Origin of the sequence: Leifsonia sp. ALI-44-B (assembly GCF_001984125.1) — a bacterium.
Classification (GTDB): Bacteria; Actinomycetota; Actinomycetes; order Actinomycetales; family Microbacteriaceae; genus Okibacterium.
Genome location: NZ_MTQL01000007.1, coordinates 1,766,715 through 1,783,588, shown reverse-complemented (window position 1 = coordinate 1,783,588; position 16,874 = coordinate 1,766,715). Strand labels below are relative to the sequence as shown.

Here is a 16,874-nt window from a genome sequence, read left to right as displayed (position 1 = left end):
GAAGAGAGGAAGAGTTACTTGACGAGGCTGGCGTTGCCAGCCACGACGGTCACCGTGTTGTTCTCGACGGACAGGAATCCGTCGGACGCATCAGCGGTGATCTTCTGACCATTGTCGGTCGTAACGCGGACCTGGCCTTCTGCCAGGACGGCGAGCATCGGCTCGTGCCCCGGCAGAATGCCGATCTCGCCTTCGACCGTCTTCGCGACCACCATCGACGCCTGGCCCGACCACACTTCGTGGTCGGCGGCGACGACGCTGACCTGCAGCTTCGAGGAAGCCATGATCAGCCGTTCTCCTTCTGGATCTGAGCCCACTTCTCTTCGACGTCGGAGATAGCACCGACGTTGAAGAAGGCCTGCTCGGCCACGTGGTCGAACTCACCCTTGGCGATGGCGTCGAACGACTCGACGGTCTCCTTGAGGGGAACCGTGGAACCTTCGACACCCGTGAACTTCTTCGCCATGTAGGTGTTCTGCGAGAGGAACTGCTGAATGCGACGGGCCCGCGAAACGGTGACCTTGTCTTCTTCGGACAGCTCGTCGACACCGAGGATGGCGATGATTTCCTGCAGTTCCTTGTTCTTCTGGAGGATCTGCTTGACCGTGGTGGCCACGCGGTAGTGGTCCTCGCCCAAGTAACGGGGGTCGAGGATGCGGCTGGTCGAGGTCAGCGGATCTACGGCCGGGTAGAGGCCCTTCGACGCGATTTCACGCGACAGCTCGGTGGTGGCGTCGAGGTGGGCGAACGTCGTCGCCGGGGCCGGGTCGGTGTAGTCGTCGGCCGGCACGTAGATCGCCTGCAGCGAGGTGATCGAGTGACCACGCGTCGAGGTGATGCGCTCCTGAAGAACGCCCATCTCGTCGGCGAGGTTCGGCTGGTAACCCACGGCCGAAGGCATGCGACCGAGAAGAGTCGACACCTCGGAACCGGCCTGCGTGAAGCGGAAGATGTTGTCGATGAACAACAGCACGTCCTGCTTCTGCACGTCGCGGAAGTACTCCGCCATCGTCAGGGCCGACAGGGCGACGCGCAGACGCGTTCCCGGCGGCTCGTCCATCTGGCCGAAGACAAGGGCGGTCTTGTCGAAGACGCCCGCCTCTTCCATTTCGGCGATGAGGTCGTTGCCCTCACGGGTGCGCTCGCCGACACCGGCGAACACCGACACACCACCGTGGTCCTGCGCAACGCGCTGGATCATTTCCTGGATCAGAACGGTCTTACCGACACCGGCACCACCGAACAGACCGATCTTTCCACCCTGCACGTAGGGGGTCAGGAGGTCGATGACCTTGATACCGGTCTCGAAGAGCTGCGTCTTCGATTCGAGCTGGTCGAAGGCCGGCGGGCGGCGGTGGATGGGCCAACGCTCGGTGATCTCGACGGTCTCGCCAGGCTTGCCGTTGAGGATCTTGCCCGTGACGTCGAAGACCTTACCCTTGGTAACGTCGCCGACGGGAACCGAGATCGGCGCGCCCGTGTTGCGCACTTCCTGGCCGCGGACGAGTCCGTCCGTCGGCTTCAGGGCGATGGCGCGAACCAGGTCGTCACCGAGGTGCTGGGCAACCTCGAGGGTGATGTCGGTGTGCTCGTCGCCGATGGTGATCGTCGTTTCGAGGGCGTTGTAGACCTCGGGGATCGAGTCGTGGGGGAACTCGATGTCCACCACGGGGCCGGTGACGCGAGCGATGCGGCCGGCGGCGAGCGTGGCCACTCCGGCGCTTCCCGCCTCAGCTGTCGCTGTATCTGTCATTGCTCTTCTTCTCTCTTTATCCGTCGAGTCTTACTTGGCGCCCGACAGAGCGTCGGCGCCGCCGACGATCTCGGCGATCTGCTGGGTGATCTCCGCCTGACGCGCGTTGTTGCGCAGACGGGTGTAATCGGTGATCAGCTTGTCCGCGTTGTCGCTCGCGGACTTCATGGCTTTCTGGCGGGCAGCGTGCTCGCTCGCGGCAGACTGCAGCATGGCGTTGAACAGGCGGCTCTCGATGTAGACCGGGAGCAGCGCATCCAGCACGTTTGCGGCGTCGGGCTCGAACTCGTACAGCGGCAGGACGGTCTTGGAGTCGGGTTCTTCGACACCTTCGACGACCTCGAGCGGCAGGAGACGGACGACCTCGGGGGTCTGCGTGACCATGCTGACGAAACGGTTGTAGACCACGTGGATCTCGTCGACTCCGCCTTCAGAGGCATCCGTGAGGAAGCTCTTCAGCAGGGCCTGCCCGATCTCCTGCGCCGTCTCGAACGACGGCGAGTCGGTGCCGCCGGTCCACTGCCCCTCTGAGGCACGCTTGCGGAAGGCGAAGTACGCCACCGACTTGCGGCCGACGAGGAAGTAGGTGACCTCTTTGCCCTGAGACTGCAACAACTCGGTGAGCTCATTGGCCTGACGAAGCACCTGTGAGCTGAACGCACCGGCGAGACCGCGGTCCGAGGCGAAGATGACGACCGCTGCGCGCTCGATCTTCTCGGGTTCGGTGGTGAGCACGTGGTCGACGTTGGAGTAGGTCGCCACGGCCGATACAGCACGCGTGATCGCGCGGCTGTACGGACCGGAGGCGGCGACTCGCGCCTGCGCTTTTTGAATGCGCGAGGCGGAGATCAACTCCATCGCCCTCGTGATCTTCTTGGTCGTCTGCGCAGATTTGATTCTCTGCGTGTAGACCCGGAGCTGTGCGCCCATCGGTTATCGACGTCCCTTGACGATCTTTTCCTGGTTGACCTCTTCGGCGGGAAGTTCTTCGAACTTCTCGGAGCCGACCGAGTTGAGGGGCTTGCCCTCGCCGGTCTGGAACTCCTTCTTGAAGGTGTCGATCGACGACTCGAGGTTGGTGACGATGTCGTCGCTCAGCACGTTGGAGTCGCGCAGCTTGGACAGGACGTCGGTGTTGCGGCCCAGGTAGTCGAGCAGCTCGCGCTCGAAGCGCAGGATGTCTTCGACGGGAACCTCGTCGAGCTTGCCGTTGGTGCCGGCCCAGATCGCGACGACCTGGTCTTCGACCGGGTAGGGCGAGTACTGCGGCTGCTTGAGCAGCTCGGTGAGGCGGGCGCCTCGGGCGAGCTGACGGCGGCTGGCGGCGTCGAGGTCGGACGCGAACATGGCGAATGCTTCGAGCGAGCGGTACTGAGCCAGCTCGAGCTTCAGCGTTCCCGAAACCTTCTTGATCGACTTGACCTGAGCGTCACCACCGACACGCGAGACCGAGATTCCCACGTCGACAGCGGGACGCTGGTTGGCGTTGAAGAGGTCGGACTGCAGGAAGATCTGGCCGTCGGTGATCGAGATCACGTTGGTGGGGATGTAGGCCGAGACGTCGTTGGCCTTCGTCTCGATGATGGGGAGACCCGTCATCGATCCGGCACCGAGCTCGTCGGACAGCTTCGCGCAACGCTCGAGCAGGCGGGAGTGCAGGTAGAACACGTCGCCGGGGTATGCCTCGCGGCCCGGCGGACGACGCAGGAGCAGCGAAACGGCACGGTAGGCCTCGGCCTGCTTCGACAGGTCATCGAAGATGATGAGGACGTGCTTGCCGCCGTACATCCAGTGCTGGCCGATGGCCGAACCGGTGTAGGGAGCGAGGTACTTGAAGCCGGCGGGGTCGGAAGCCGGAGACGCGACGATGGTCGTGTATTCCATGGCTCCGGCGTCTTCGAGGGCACCCTTCACCGAAGCGATGGTGGAGCCCTTCTGGCCGATGGCGACGTAGATGCAGCGCACCTGCTTGTTGGTGTCGCCCGACTCCCAGTTGGCCTTCTGGTTGATGATGGTGTCGATCGCGATGGCCGTCTTACCGGTCTGGCGGTCACCGATGATCAGCTGGCGCTGGCCACGGCCGACGGGGATCATGGCGTCGATGGCCTTGATACCGGTCTGCAGGGGCTCGTGCACGCTCTTACGCTGCATGACGCCGGGCGCCTGCAGCTCGAGGGCGCGGCGGCCTTCGCTCGCGATCTCGCCGAGGCCATCGATCGGGTTGCCGAGGGGGTCGACCACGCGGCCGAGGTAGCCGTCGCCGACGGGGACCGAGAGAACCTCGCCCGTGCGCGTGACTTCCATGCCCTCTTCGATGCCAGCGAACTCACCGAGGATGACGACGCCGATCTCGTTCTCGTCGAGGTTCTGGGCAAGGCCCAGCGTGCCATCGGAGAAGCGGATCAACTCGTTGGCCATGACGCCCGGCAGACCTTCGACGTGCGCGATGCCGTCGCCGGCGTCGATCACGTGGCCTACTTCGGTCGTTCCGGCCTTGCCCGGCTCGTATGCGGCGACGAAGTCCTTGAGAGCACTCCGGATCTCATCAGGACTAATCGTTAGTTCTGCCATCATTTTCCTTTGAGTTGCGGAAACGGTTCGCGCTTCCGATGTGTCGATCCCAGGGATCGTGCGTCTGTGTTGTGTGCGGCTCTGTGCTGTGTGCGGCTGGATCAGCGGTGTGGCTGGATCAGCCGGCGAGCTGGAGCTTCAGGTCGTGCAGGCGAGATGCAACGCTGCCATCGATGACATCGTCACCGACCTGCACCCGCAGACCGCCCATGATGGATGCGTCTACGATCACGTTGATTTTGACATCTCGACCGTAGAGCGAGCTGAGTCCGGCACGGAGCCGGGCGAGTTGCCCCTCGGTGAGCGGTGCCGCGGCCGTGACGGTTGCGACGGTGAGGTTGCTCTGGTCGGCGGCGATGCCGGCCGCGTAACGCAGAAGCGTGCGGATGCGGCGACCACGGGGCTGCTGCACCAGCTGACGGACGATCTCGACCGTCTGCGGTGAGGCCTTACCCGCGAGCAGGGATTCGACGAGCGCGACCTTGGCCTGCACATCGCCGAGCTTGGAGCCGAGCGCGAGCTCGAGCTCTGCGTCACCCGCGACATAGCGGCCGAATTCGAACAGCTCCTGTTCGATCGACACGTCCGAACCGACCGACTGCACCGCGGCACGGATGCCGAGCTCCTCGAGGCCGGCGACGAAGCCGTCCTCGTCGGACCAGCGGCCGGCGGCGGCGGCGCTGACGAGTCGCAGCGTGCGCTCGGACACAGACGATCCGAAGACCGTCTGCACGAGCTGACGCTTGACCTCGGCGGGTGCGGCCTTGTCGGACAGGGCCGAGCGCAGGTGCGCCGTGCGAGCGACGACGCGGCCGACGGCGAACAGCTCGCTGACGGTCGTCAGGTCACGACCGGAACCGTTGTCGCCAACGGCTCCCGTCGAGTCCAACTCGCGCAGCGATTCGTGCAGTGCTTCTCTTGTCGCGCTACCCATGATGCGTTACGCCTTCTCTGCCTGGTTCGAGGCCTCGGATGCTTCGAGGTCAGCCAGGAATCGGTCAACGACCGCGGTTGCACGGGCGTCGTCGGACAGGCTTTCGCCGATCACACCGGACGCGAGGTCGATCGCGAGCGAGCCGACCTCGTTGCGCAGGCTGACGACCGCTGCCTGACGTTCGGCTTCGATCTGGGCCTGGGCGCTCTGCGTGATGCGTGCGGCGTCGGTCGCAGCCTGTTCCTTCAGTTCAGCGAGGATGCGCTGACCGTCGACACGAGCCTGGTCACGAATGGCGGCAGCTTCCTGACGGGCGTCGGCGAGCTGAGCCGTGTACTGCTCGAGAGCAGCCTCGGCGTCACGCTGAGCCTCGTCGGCCTTGGCGATGTTGCCCTCGATGGCGGCGGAACGCTCGTCGAGCATCTTCTGCATCTTGGGAAGGAAGACCTTCCAGAATGCGACGAGGATGACGATGAAGCAGACCAACGACCAGACGATGTCATACGTCTCGGGCAAAAGCGGGTTGTGCGAGGTTTCACCCTCTGCGGCAGCCCGCACTAGTGCGTGAATCATCACGCCTCCTTGCTACGAATGACGAAGGGCTTAGACGAAGATGAAGTAGGTCGCGATGCCGATGAAGGCCAGCGCCTCGGTGAAGGCGATACCGATGTACATCAGAACCTGGAGACGACCGGCCAGCTCAGGCTGACGGGCGACACCCTCGATGGTCTTGCCGACCACGATACCCACGCCGATGGCCGGGCCGATTGCAGCGAGACCGTAACCGACCGTCGCGATGTTTCCGTTGATCTCGGCGAGAACGGTTGTTGCGTCCACGTGTTGTTTCCTTCCGTGATGGCGATGTCAGCGGATGCTGACGTCGTTTAGTGTTCGTCAGCCAGCGCGAGCTGGATGTAAACAGTCGTAAGTAGTGCGAAAACGTAGGCCTGCAGTGCGGCGACCAACAGCTCGAAGAGCGTGAAGACGAAGCCGAATGCGAGCGTGCCCACACCGAAGGCCTTGAAGATGCCGTCGGCGTTGAAGAAGAAGAACCAGGTCGCTCCGAAGAAGAGGACGAGGAGCAGGTGCCCGACGACCATGTTCATGAGGAGTCGGAGCGTCAGCGTGATGGGCCGCAGGACGAACGTGGAAACCAGTTCGATGGGCGTCACGATGATGTACAGCGGCCACGGCACGCCGGGCGGGAAGAGCGCGTTCTTGAAGAATGCGCCCGGGTGCTTCTTGACACCGGCGTAGATGAACGCGATGTAGGCGACGAGCGCCAGCACGAGCGGAACACCGATGACCGACGTTCCCGCGATGTTCAGGAACGGGATGACACCCGTGATGTTCATGAACAAGACCATGAAGAAGATCGTCGTGATGATCGGCAGGAACCGCTTGCCGTCTTTCTTACCCAACAGGTCTTCGGCGATGTTGACCCGAACGAAGTCGAGGCCCATCTCGATGATCGACTGACCGCGACCCGGGACGATCTTCATGCGGCGCGTGCCGAGCCAGAAGAGAACCAGGATGGCGGCCACCGCGAGGAACCGGATCAGCATGATGCGGTTGATCGCGAAGGGAGTGCCTTCGAAAGCGACGATCTCGGGGAAGAACTCGTTGATCGACGGACCGTGGAACGTGTTGTCGTCGCCAGCAGCCGCGAAGATCGGGGCGTTGATCACAGAGTTGATTTTTTCGCTGAAGTGAACGGAGCTACTCAGCACCGAGTTACTTAACAGCACAGCGTTACCTAACAGCGCTATCTCCTGTTTCGGGGCGGAGAGCGAACTGCTCTCCGAGCGACGAACATTCGGAAGACGCCAAACAACTCACGCGAAATGCGTGTAAATATGCTTGGGGAATCTCCAGAGAGCCTATCAACATTTGGGCGTGCTGACGAATCGGTTTGCCCGTTATTGCGCGTTTTTCTGGTCTCCGGGCAACTGTGCGTCGCTGACATAGCCCACGCGCGAGCGAGCGACGACGACCATGTCCACCACGAGGGAACCGATGACGCCGACGATGACACAGACGAGCATGATCACGCGGTTGACCCAGGGCTGATCGGCGAGGAGGAAGACCAGCACCAGGAAGACAACGAATTTGAGCAGCCATCCACCGAGGACGATGCCGAAGAAGGCGCCGACGAAGAGGTCGGAGCCATAGAAACGGTTGGCGAAAAGGATGCTGGCCGCCGTGATCGCGAGCATGACGGCCGAGAGCGCCGTGCCGATTAGGGCCGAGACGACGCCGCGACTGCCGTCGAGGAAGAAACCGATCACTCCCCCGACCAGGGCGATGCCGATGGCGAGGAGGGCGCCGTACTTCAGGGCGTCGACGAATACTTTGTTGGAGCTCATGGGGTGTCCTTCGGGGCGGGGGCGTCGTCGTCCGAGCGTCGGACCGGGGATGCTTCTGGTTCAGTGCGTTGGGCTTCGGCGACCGCGACGACCTCGGCGACGAGTTCGTGCGAGATGGGCGCGTCGTGGGGCCGGTCTTCGCTCGCGGCATCCAACGGGTCGAATTCACGAACGCGCTCGAACGCGGGATCGTCGGCGCCGACGGTCTGGGCCGAGAACTCGAGGGTCTTGCGGCGGCCGAGCGGCGCGAGCGTGACCACGGCGCAGATGATGACACCGGCGATCAGGAACACGAGCGCCACCCAATAGGGCTGGAAGACGAAGAAGAGCAGGCACGAGATGGCGATGACGGATGTCCAGGCGTAGAAAATGAGGACGGCCTGGAAGTGCGTGTGACCCATGTCGAGTAGGCGGTGGTGCAGGTGCTTGCGATCGGCGCTGAACGGCGACTTGCCGGCACGCAGACGGCGGAAGACCGCGAGCCCGAAGTCGAGCAGCGGCACCACGAGGATGGCGAAGGGCAGGATGATCGGGATGTAGATTCCGAGCAGCTGGCTGCGGCCGAGGGATGTCGGGTCGACCGTGCCCGTGATGGCGACGGCGCTCGTGGCCATGAGGAGGCCGACGAGGAGCGCACCCGCGTCGCCCATGAACATGCGGGCCGGATGCCAGTTGAGCGGCAGGAATCCGGCGCAGGCACCGACCAGCACGGCCGAGATGAGCAACGAGAGGTTGAAGAAGCTCGTCTGGCCCGTCTCGCGCACCAGGAGGTAGCCGTAGATGAGGAAGGTTCCGTTGGCGATGAGCGCGACTCCCGCGACCAGGCCGTCGAGCCCGTCGATGAAGTTGATGGCGTTCATGACCAGCACGATGGCGAAGACCGTCATGGTGAAGGACATCCACGACGAACCGACCGTGAGGCCGCCGATGGGCAGCGAGTAGATCTGCACGCCCAGCCAGGCGATGAGGCCCGCGGCGAGGAACTGGCCCGCGAGTTTGATCATCCAGTCGAGGTCCCAGATGTCGTCGGCGACGCCGATCAAGACCGTGAGCAGCGCCGCTCCCCCGATGGCGAGAATGGGCCCGGGGCTGCCGAACGTCGAGGCGAAGAACGGGTTCTGCGAGGCGATGACGAAGGCCGCGATGACGCCCACGAACATGGCCACACCACCCAGGCGCGGGGTGGGACGTGTGTGGACGTCGCGTTCGCGGATCTTCGGGTAGAGCTTGTATTTCAGGGCACCGCGGTAGACCGCCAAGGAGACGACGAACGTGATGACCGCCGTGATCGCGGCGATGATCAGATACTGGATCATGCGTCGCGGGCTGACTCGGGCGGCGGGGTGCCGTGCGTCGGGGTATCCGGATTCGCTGCCGGCTCGGCGCTGGCGGCAGGCGCTGCGTCGAGTGGTTCGAGCAGGTCGCCCAGGACCTCGACCAGCTGGGCGCGGCTGATGGCACCCTCGCGGAGGACCGTGACGCGGCCACCCGGGGTCTGCAGGCGCGTGGCGTCGACGATGGTCGAGGCGGTGTCGCCCGAGGGGCCCGCGTCGAGGTAGGAGGAGACGCTGTCGCCCAGCATCCGTTCGGCTTCTGCCGCCGTTGTCGCGGCAGGGAGACCCGTGAGGTTGGCCGAGGAGACCGCGAGAGGGCCCGTTTCTTCGAGCAGCTCGAGCGCGATGTGGTGGCTCGGCATGCGCACGGCGACCGTGCCGTCGGTGTCGCCCAGATCCCAGGCGAGGGACGGCTGGGCCGGCAGCACGATCGTGAGGCCGCCCGGCCAGAACGCCTCGACGAGGTCGCGCACGGCGTCGGGTACCTCGGCCGCGAGGGCCTCGAGCGTGTGGATGCCGGGCACGAGAACGGGCGGCGGCGACTGGCGTGTGCGGCCCTTGGCGTCGAGCAATCGCTGCACGGCGCGGGGGGAAAAAGCGTCGGCGGCCACACCGTAGACGGTGTCGGTGGGAATGACGACGAGTTCACCGCGGGCGATCGCGGCTCGGGCCATTCGCATGCCGATCAGCAGCTCGGTGTCGTCAGAGCAGTCATGGATGCGGGACATTGTGCTCGATTCTATCGTCACCTGCCGAGAGCGAACGGGTCGCCGGGTGTGAGAACGGGGAGAGATACTGGATGGGTGAAGCCATCCGTGTTCTTCTTCGACTGCGACAAGACCCTCTATGACTACGATTTTCTCAAACGGCTGCCCAATCTGGCGCGTCTGACGGGGTCGACGCAGTACCACCTGGCCTCGACCTGGTGGGTGGGAGGGTTCGAGCGGGCGGCCAATGCGGGCGAGTTCGCCACGGGCGACGAATACCTCGAGGCGTTCGCCGAGGTGACCGGGGTGCCGCTCACGCGCGAGCAGTGGTGCGAGTCGCGCAAGTCGGCCATGACGATCATTCCGGGGTCGATCGCGGCCCTCAAGCGCGCCTCAGAGCTCGGCACCGCCGCGTTGCTGAGTAACAACCCGATCATCTTCCGCGAGGAATTGTCGGTGTTGGCTCCCGAGGCCGCCGAGATCATCGGGGGCGACAATGACCTCGTGTCGGCCGTGCTGGGAGCGGCGAAACCCGAGCGTCGCATCTACACGCGCGCGCTCGGCCGGCTGGGGGTCGAGGCATCCGATGCGTTCTTCGCGGATGATTCGCACGCCAACGTCGAGGCCGCGCGCGCCGTGGGCATCACGGCCTTCCACCTGACGAAGACGGCCGACGGGTATGACACCGACGGTTTGATGGCCGCCGTCGAGGAGTTTGCGGCGCGACCTTAGCGGCACGTCGACGTCGACGGCCACGGCCCAGCCACAGCCTCGTCCACGGCCAGGGCCGCGCTGGCCGCGCGACGCGGTCGCGGATCGGGAGAGCTGCGTGCCCCTAGGGACTCGAGCTAGCGGAGGGCCGTCGTGGTGCGGTCGCGCAGCGTCAGGTCGACGTGCGTGGCGGCGGCGCGCCATCCGCGTTCGGTGAGGATCAATCGGATGTCGGCGCCCTGGAGTTCGCCGTGCTCGATGACGAGCAGCCCGCCCTCGCGCAGGAGCCGGTGCGCTGTGCGTTCGAGCGAACGGACGAGGTCGAGACCGTCGGGGCCACCGTAGAGGGCCATGGCCGGGTCGAAGAGGCGCACCTCGGGGTCGCGTGGGATGGCATCATCCGGAACGTAGGGCGGGTTAGAGATGACGACATCGACCGAGCCGTCGAGCTCGGGCAGGGCGCGACCCATGTCGTCGAAGACCAGGCGAGCGTTGTCGGCACCCACCGCCGCGAAGTTCTCGCGGGCCCAGATGAAGGCGTCGACGGAGGCCTCGACCGCATGGACGCGCGCGTTCGGCACCTCGGTGGCCATGGCCAGCGCGATGGCACCCGAGCCCGTGCCGAGGTCGACCGCGACGGGTTCGGGGGTCGGCACCTGGCGCAGCGCATCGATCGCGATCTGCACGACGCCCTCGGTTTCGGGACGCGGCACGAAGACGCCCGGGCCGACGCGCAATTCGAGCGAGCGGAACCAGGCGACGCCGAGGATGTGCTGCAGCGGCTCGCGCGCGGCACGGCGCTCGAGGAGGGCGTCGAGGGCTCCGGCGGCATCGCGACCGCCGTCGGGGCCCGCGCCGGCGCCTGCGCGGCGACCCGTGATGAAAGCGGCCTGCAACTCGCCGCGGCCGAGGCCCGTGACGTGGCCGAGAAGGAGTTCGGCGTCGACATCCGGTGTCGGCACGCCCGATCGCGCGAGACGCTCGACGGCCGAGTCGCGCAGCTCGGACAGAAGCGGGCCGGGCTCGGGCGACGGGCTCGAGGATGGCTGGGGAGAAGAAGGTGTGTGAGACATACGCTGACGGCCGTTGACGGCGACCGTTCCGCCGGGAAGCCTAGCGCAGAGGCGGGAAACACTCATCTCGGCCCCCAGCCGGGAAGATGACGAACGTCTCGTCATCTTGGTCCCAAACCCCATTCACGCGAATAGGCTTGAGGGTGCGCCGAGCGGCGTGCACCAGAAGGATGTCGTGCGGCACACCGCACAGGGAGGCAGATCGTGGCAGGCAAGATCTATTCGAACATCACCGAGGCGTTCGGCAACACGCCGCTGGTGCAGCTCAACCGGGTAACGGATGGCGCCGGCGCGACCGTGCTCGCCAAACTCGAGTACTACAACCCCGGGTCGAGCGTGAAAGACCGCCTCGGCGTCGCGATCGTCGACGCCGCCGAAGCATCCGGTGCCCTGAAGCCCGGTGGAACGATCGTCGAAGGCACGAGCGGCAACACCGGAATCGCACTGGCCCTCGTCGGAGCGGCCCGCGGCTACAAAGTCATCCTCACGATGCCGTCCTCGATGAGCCAGGAGCGCCGCGTGCTGCTGCGCGCCTTCGGCGCCGAACTCGTGCTCACCGAACCGGCCCTCGGCATGAAGGGCGCCGTCGAGAAGGCGAAAGAGATCGTCGACGAGACGCCCGGCGCCATCTGGGCCAAGCAGTTCGCCAACGAGGCCAACGCCGAGATCCACCGCAAGACCACGGCGCAGGAGATCTGGCGCGACACCGACGGCGACGTCGACATCTTCATCGCGGGTGTCGGAACGGGCGGAACCATCACGGGCGTCGGCCAAGTGCTGAAGGAGCTGAAGCCCGACGTGCAGATCGTCGCCGTCGAACCGCTTGACTCCCCCATCCTGAACGGTGGCAAGCCCGGGCCGCACAAGATCCAGGGCATCGGCGCGAACTTCATCCCCGAGATCCTCGACACCACCGTGTACGACGAGGTTATCGACGTCTCGTTCGAGGACTCGATCGACGTGGCCAAGCGTCTGGCCGCCGAAGAGGGCATCCTCGCGGGCATCTCCTCCGGCGCCATCATCTGGGCGGCCCGCGAGCTCGCCAAGCGCCCCGAGAACGCCGGCAAGAAGATCGTCGCCATCGTGTGCGACACCGGTGAGCGCTACATCTCAACGCCTCTCTGGGCCGGTCTCAGCGACTAGGCTCGACACTCTATGAGTGTTTTCACCCGCATCAGGGAAGACCTGACAGCCGCGCGCGTGCACGATCCTGCCGCGCGCGGCCGGGTGGAGATCTTCCTGACCTACCCCGGCTTGCACGCCGTGTGGGCACACCGGTTCAACGCGCGGCTGTGGCGGCGCGGCATCCGCTTGCCCGCCCGCGCCGGGTCGGCTTTCGCGCGCTTCCTGACGGGCATCGAGATTCACCCGGGCGCGCGCATCGGCCGACGCTTCTTCATCGACCACGGCATGGGCGTGGTCATCGGCGAGACCGCCGTCGTGGGTGACGATGTGATGATCTATCACGGCGTGACGCTCGGCGGGAAGAGCCTCGGGCGGCAGAAGCGCCATCCGACGATCGGCGACGGCGTGATGATCGGGGCCGGTGCGAAGGTTCTGGGCGATATCGTCATCGGTGCGCATTCGGTCGTCGGCGCGAATGCCGTCGTCACGCGTGACGCTCCCCCGCATTCGATCATCACGGGCATCCCGGCGACGGCCCGGCCGCGCGACCAGGCATCGCCCATCGAGCGCGCCCAGTTGGGCGACGACGCCGAAGCAGCTCCCGCCGCCGACTGACTGCCCGCGATGCGCTGACCCGGGCGATCACCGCTGGCGGATCAGGAGCTCTCTTCACGATCGACACAATCCAACGCAGAAGGCCGACCCGGATGATCGGGTCGGCCTTCTGTCGATGTGGCGGGGTTGTTTCGACTAGCTCTGGTCGCCGATATCGGCGAGCCGGGCCTCTTCGTCGGCGAGGATCGCCGATTCGATGACGGGCTCGAGCGCACCGTTCATGACCGAGTCGAGGTTGTACGCCTTGTATCCCGTGCGGTGATCCGCGATGCGGTTCTCGGGGAAGTTGTACGTGCGGATGCGCTCGGAACGGTCCATGGTGCGGATCTGGGTCTTGCGGGCCGCGCTATCGAGAGCCGCCTGCTCCTCCTGCTGACGTGCCAGGATGCGGGCGCGCAGCACGCGCATACCGGCCTCGCGGTTCTGCAGCTGGCTCTTCTCGTTCTGCATCGCCACCGTGATGCCCGTGGGAAGGTGCGTGATGCGCACGGCCGAGTCGGTCGTGTTCACGGACTGTCCGCCGGGGCCCGACGAGCGGTACACGTCGATCTTCAGGTCGTTCTGGCTGATCTCGACCTCTTCGGGTGCGTCGACCTCGGGGAAGACGAGGACACCCGTCGTCGAGGTGTGGATGCGTCCCTGCGACTCGGTCGCGGGAACGCGCTGCACGCGGTGCACGCCACCCTCGTACTTGAGGTGAGCCCAGACGCCCTGCGACGGGTCGGTGGCGTTCGACTTGATGGCCACCTGCACGTCTTTGTAGCCGCCGAGGTCGGATTCGGTGCGCTCGAGGAGCTCCGTCTTCCAGCCCTTCGATTCGGCATAGTGCATGTACATGCGCAGCAGGTCGGCGGCGAACAGGGCGCTCTCGGCCCCGCCCTCGCCACCCTTGATCTCCATGATCACGTCGCGCCCGTCATCCGGGTCGCGCGGGATCAGAAGGCGGCGGAGCTTCTCCTGCGAGGTGGCGAGATGCTCTTCGAGCCCGGGCACCTCTTCGGCGAAGGCCTCGTCCTCTTTGGCCAGCTCGCGAGCGGCCGCCAGATCTTCCTGCGCCTGGTGCCAGGTGTTGTACGCCGCCTGGATGCGCGACAACTCGGCATAGCGCCGGTTGATCTTCTTCGAGCGTGCCGGGTCGGCGTGAACCGCCGGGTCGGCCAATTGGTCTTGCAGGTCTTTGTGCTCGTCGAGCAGCACCTGTACCGATTCGAACATGTCGCTTTCCTCCCGTTGAACCATCCTGCCCCATCAGAGAACCCGCCTGACCGAAAGCATCCAGAGCGGATGCCAGGGGTCAGGCGGGTTCGGTGAGAAGGCTAGCGGTGGTCGCGCTCGTGGCTGTGGCTGTGGCCCGTCGGCTGCGGCATGGTCTTCTGCATCTGCACGAGGAACTCGACGTTGGACGAGGTCTCCTTCAGCTTGCCGAGGACGACCTCGAGGGCCTGCTGCTGGTCGAGTCCCGCGAGGGCGCGACGCAGCTTCCACGTGACCTTGACCTCGTCGGCGCCGAGCAGCATCTCTTCGCGGCGAGTGGACGACGCGTTGACGTCGACGGCCGGGAAGATGCGCTTGTCGGCGAGCTGACGGCTGAGGCGCAGCTCGGAGTTGCCCGTGCCCTTGAACTCTTCGAAGATGACCTCGTCCATCTTGGACCCGGTCTCGACGAGAGCCGTGGCGAGGATGGTGAGAGATCCACCGTTCTCGATGTTGCGGGCGGCTCCGAAGAAACGCTTCGGCGGGTAGAGCGCCGCGGCGTCGACACCACCGGAGAGGACACGACCCGAGGTGGGCGCGGCCAGGTTGTAGGCGCGGCCGAGGCGCGTGATCGAGTCGAGCAACACGACGACGTCGTGGCCCAGCTCGACGAGACGCTTGGCGCGCTCGATGGCCAGCTCGGCGACCGTGGTGTGGTCTTCGGCCGGACGGTCGAACGTGGAGGCGATGACCTCGCCCTTGACCGTGCGCTGCATGTCGGTGACTTCTTCGGGACGCTCGTCCACGAGGACGACCATGAGGTGCACCTCGGGGTTGTTCGTCGCGATGGCGTTGGCGATCTGCTGCAGCACGATGGTCTTGCCGGCCTTGGGGGGCGCGACGATCAGGCCGCGCTGGCCCTTGCCGATCGGAGCGACCAGGTCGATGATGCGCTGCGTGAGCTTGTTGGGCTCGGTCTCGAGGCGCAGACGCTCCTGCGGGTAGAGCGGCGTGAGGTTGCCGAACTCGACGCGCTCGACGGCGTCTTCGACGCTCAGGCCGTTGACGGAGTCGACCTTGACGATCGCGTTGTACTTCTGGCGAGCGTTGTTCTCGTTCTCGCGCGGCTGACGGATGGCTCCGACCACGGCGTCACCCTTGCGCAGGCCGTACTTCTTGACCTGGCCGAGCGAGACGTAGACGTCGCTCGGGCCGGCGAGGTAGCCGGTGGTGCGCACGAACGCGTAGTTGTCGAGCACGTCGAGGATGCCGGCCACGGGGATGAGGACGTCGTCTTCGGCGATCTCGGGCTCGATGTCTTCGCCGTTGCGGCCACGCTTGCGGTCGCGGTAGCGCCCGCGGCCACGGCCGGCCTCGTCGTCCTGACCCGCTGCGGGGCCCTGCTGACGGGGGTTGCCGTTGTTCTTGTCATCGGCGCGGTCGGCGCGAGCGTCGGCGCGGTTGTCGGCGCGGTCGGCGCGAGCGTTGTTGTCGCGGCCGTTGCCGGCGTTCTGGGCGTTGTCGCCCTCCCCGTTGCGGGCGCGGTTGCGGTTGCGGCCGCGGCCCTGGCGCTCGCCCTGGCCGTTGTCGCCCTCGGTCTCGCCACCCTGAAGGTCGGAGGCGTCGTCGTTCTGCTGCTTGTCGTCGGCCTGGTCGGACGACTGCGCGTCGGCACCCTGAGCCGCGCGGCCCTGGCGGGTGTTGCGGCTGCGCCCGCGGCCTGTGGGCTCGTCGCCCTGGTCGGCGTTGTCGTTCTGCTTGCGGCCGTTCTTGCGCGGCTCGTTGGGCAGCTCGATGCCGAGGTCGGGGAGCGTTTCCTGCTCGGTGCCGCGCTCGGCGCGGTTGCCGCGCTGGCGACGGTTGCCGCGGCGGGGCTCGTCGGTGGACGATGCGTCGGCGCCGTTGGTGGCGTCCGAGCCGTTCTGGGCCGAGTCGTTCTGCGTGTCGGAGCCGGTCTCTGCCGCGGCGGCGACCGCGTCGTTGGCCGGAGTCGCGGGGATCTGCGCGGGCTGGTCGGCGTTCACGTGGCCGACCGCCGAGACGGGGCCCGTCGCGGGCGCCTGGGCACCCTCGAGAGCGGTCTGCGTCGTGGCACGGCGAGGCGCGCGCTTGCGAGCCGGCGCGGCGGCGGTTTCGGGTGCCTGCTCGGTGGCGGGCAGCTGGGTTGCCACGCTGTCGGCCGTGAGAGCGGCCGCCGACTCGGGAACCTGGACCGCGTCGGTCGCGGGTGCGACGACGGAGCCTTCGGCCGCGATGGTCGGCTGTGCGCCGCCCTGCGCTGCCTGGATCGCCTCGACGAGGGCTCCCTTGCGGAGTTTGGATGCGCCCGGAATGCCTAGCTGCACGGCGAGGACCTGGAGGTCTGCCACTTTGAGCGAGGTCAGCGGAGCGCCGGATTCCACGGGTGTGTGGATGTTGACGTCAGTCACGAAAAGTATTTTCCTTCCCCCCGCCCGGGCGCATACGGCTCGTCGGGAGCGCCGGTTGCCTA

Annotated in this window: 17 protein-coding genes; 3 read left to right on the top strand and 14 right to left on the bottom strand. The window is 66.0% G+C overall.

From position 1 onward, the window contains the following. Positions 1 to 14: 14 nt before the first annotated feature. The 11 genes from ALI44B_RS15240 to ALI44B_RS15190 form a co-directional block, all read right to left on the bottom strand. On the bottom strand, positions 15 to 284 hold the full coding sequence (locus tag ALI44B_RS15240; protein WP_077055385.1) for a F0F1 ATP synthase subunit epsilon: 270 nt from the start codon (positions 282 to 284) through the stop codon (positions 15 to 17). A 2-nt stretch (positions 285 to 286) separates the two neighbouring features. Beyond that, entirely contained in the window at positions 287 to 1,753 is a 1,467-nt protein-coding gene (gene atpD / locus ALI44B_RS15235; protein ID WP_077055384.1) for a F0F1 ATP synthase subunit beta, read from the bottom strand. A 30-nt stretch (positions 1,754 to 1,783) separates the two neighbouring features. After that, positions 1,784 to 2,683 (bottom strand): F0F1 ATP synthase subunit gamma, encoded by a 900-nt coding sequence (locus ALI44B_RS15230; protein ID WP_077055383.1) that lies wholly within the window; start codon positions 2,681 to 2,683, stop codon positions 1,784 to 1,786. Between the two features lie 3 nt (positions 2,684 to 2,686). After that, positions 2,687 to 4,324 carry a F0F1 ATP synthase subunit alpha gene (atpA, locus tag ALI44B_RS15225; RefSeq protein WP_077055672.1) on the bottom strand — a complete coding sequence of 546 codons (1,638 nt, stop codon included), beginning with the start codon at positions 4,322 to 4,324 and terminating at the stop codon, positions 2,687 to 2,689. A gap of 118 nt (positions 4,325 to 4,442) precedes the next feature. Beyond that, a complete protein-coding gene (locus ALI44B_RS15220) occupies positions 4,443 to 5,258 on the bottom strand; it encodes a F0F1 ATP synthase subunit delta (protein ID WP_077055382.1) in 816 nt (271 codons plus the stop codon). A 6-nt stretch (positions 5,259 to 5,264) separates the two neighbouring features. Then, positions 5,265 to 5,831, bottom strand: a complete 567-nt coding sequence (locus ALI44B_RS15215) for a F0F1 ATP synthase subunit B (protein ID WP_077055381.1) — start codon at positions 5,829 to 5,831, stop codon at positions 5,265 to 5,267. Between the two features lie 30 nt (positions 5,832 to 5,861). Further along, a complete protein-coding gene (atpE, locus tag ALI44B_RS15210) occupies positions 5,862 to 6,095 on the bottom strand; it encodes an ATP synthase F0 subunit C (protein WP_035837596.1) in 234 nt (77 codons plus the stop codon). A gap of 47 nt (positions 6,096 to 6,142) precedes the next feature. Then, a complete protein-coding gene (atpB, locus tag ALI44B_RS15205) occupies positions 6,143 to 6,946 on the bottom strand; it encodes a F0F1 ATP synthase subunit A (RefSeq protein WP_496507432.1) in 804 nt (267 codons plus the stop codon). Positions 6,947 to 7,177: 231 nt separating this feature from the next. Continuing rightward, the gene (locus tag ALI44B_RS15200) at positions 7,178 to 7,624 is read right to left on the bottom strand and encodes a Cg1360 family ATP-synthase-associated protein (protein WP_077055380.1); all 447 of its coding nucleotides are present in this window, start codon (positions 7,622 to 7,624) and stop codon (positions 7,178 to 7,180) included. Then, positions 7,621 to 8,940, bottom strand: coding sequence for an MraY family glycosyltransferase (locus tag ALI44B_RS15195; protein WP_083710107.1), 1,320 nt, complete (start codon positions 8,938 to 8,940; stop codon positions 7,621 to 7,623). The genes ALI44B_RS15200 and ALI44B_RS15195 overlap by 4 nt, the downstream gene beginning before the upstream one ends. Beyond that, positions 8,937 to 9,686, bottom strand: coding sequence for an L-threonylcarbamoyladenylate synthase (locus ALI44B_RS15190; protein ID WP_077055379.1), 750 nt, complete (start codon positions 9,684 to 9,686; stop codon positions 8,937 to 8,939). Before ALI44B_RS15190 ends, ALI44B_RS15195 begins: the two co-directional genes overlap by 4 nt. A 75-nt stretch (positions 9,687 to 9,761) precedes the next feature. Between ALI44B_RS15190 and ALI44B_RS15185 the strand changes: the two genes are divergently transcribed. Next, entirely contained in the window at positions 9,762 to 10,397 is a 636-nt protein-coding gene (locus tag ALI44B_RS15185) for an HAD-IA family hydrolase (protein WP_234991171.1), read from the top strand. Between the two features lie 116 nt (positions 10,398 to 10,513). On the opposite strand, the gene prmC is transcribed toward ALI44B_RS15185, so the two are convergent. After that, entirely contained in the window at positions 10,514 to 11,449 is a 936-nt protein-coding gene (gene prmC / locus ALI44B_RS15180) for a peptide chain release factor N(5)-glutamine methyltransferase (protein ID WP_077055377.1), read from the bottom strand. 204 nt (positions 11,450 to 11,653) lie between these two features. Here prmC and cysK point away from each other — a divergent pair, with 204 nt between their 5' ends. Both cysK and epsC read left to right on the top strand, forming a co-directional pair. Beyond that, complete coding sequence (cysK, locus tag ALI44B_RS15175) at positions 11,654 to 12,592, top strand: cysteine synthase A (protein WP_077055376.1); 939 nt, start codon at positions 11,654 to 11,656, stop codon at positions 12,590 to 12,592. A 12-nt stretch (positions 12,593 to 12,604) separates the two neighbouring features. Then, positions 12,605 to 13,189 (top strand): serine O-acetyltransferase EpsC, encoded by a 585-nt coding sequence (epsC, locus tag ALI44B_RS15170; RefSeq protein WP_077055375.1) that lies wholly within the window; start codon positions 12,605 to 12,607, stop codon positions 13,187 to 13,189. A 135-nt stretch (positions 13,190 to 13,324) separates the two neighbouring features. On the opposite strand, the gene prfA is transcribed toward epsC, so the two are convergent. Both prfA and rho read right to left on the bottom strand, forming a co-directional pair. Next, positions 13,325 to 14,404, bottom strand: coding sequence for a peptide chain release factor 1 (gene prfA / locus ALI44B_RS15165; protein WP_077055374.1), 1,080 nt, complete (start codon positions 14,402 to 14,404; stop codon positions 13,325 to 13,327). 101 nt (positions 14,405 to 14,505) lie between these two features. Then, the gene (gene rho / locus ALI44B_RS15160; protein ID WP_077055373.1) at positions 14,506 to 16,812 is read right to left on the bottom strand and encodes a transcription termination factor Rho; all 2,307 of its coding nucleotides are present in this window, start codon (positions 16,810 to 16,812) and stop codon (positions 14,506 to 14,508) included. Positions 16,813 to 16,874: the final 62 nt, after the last annotated feature.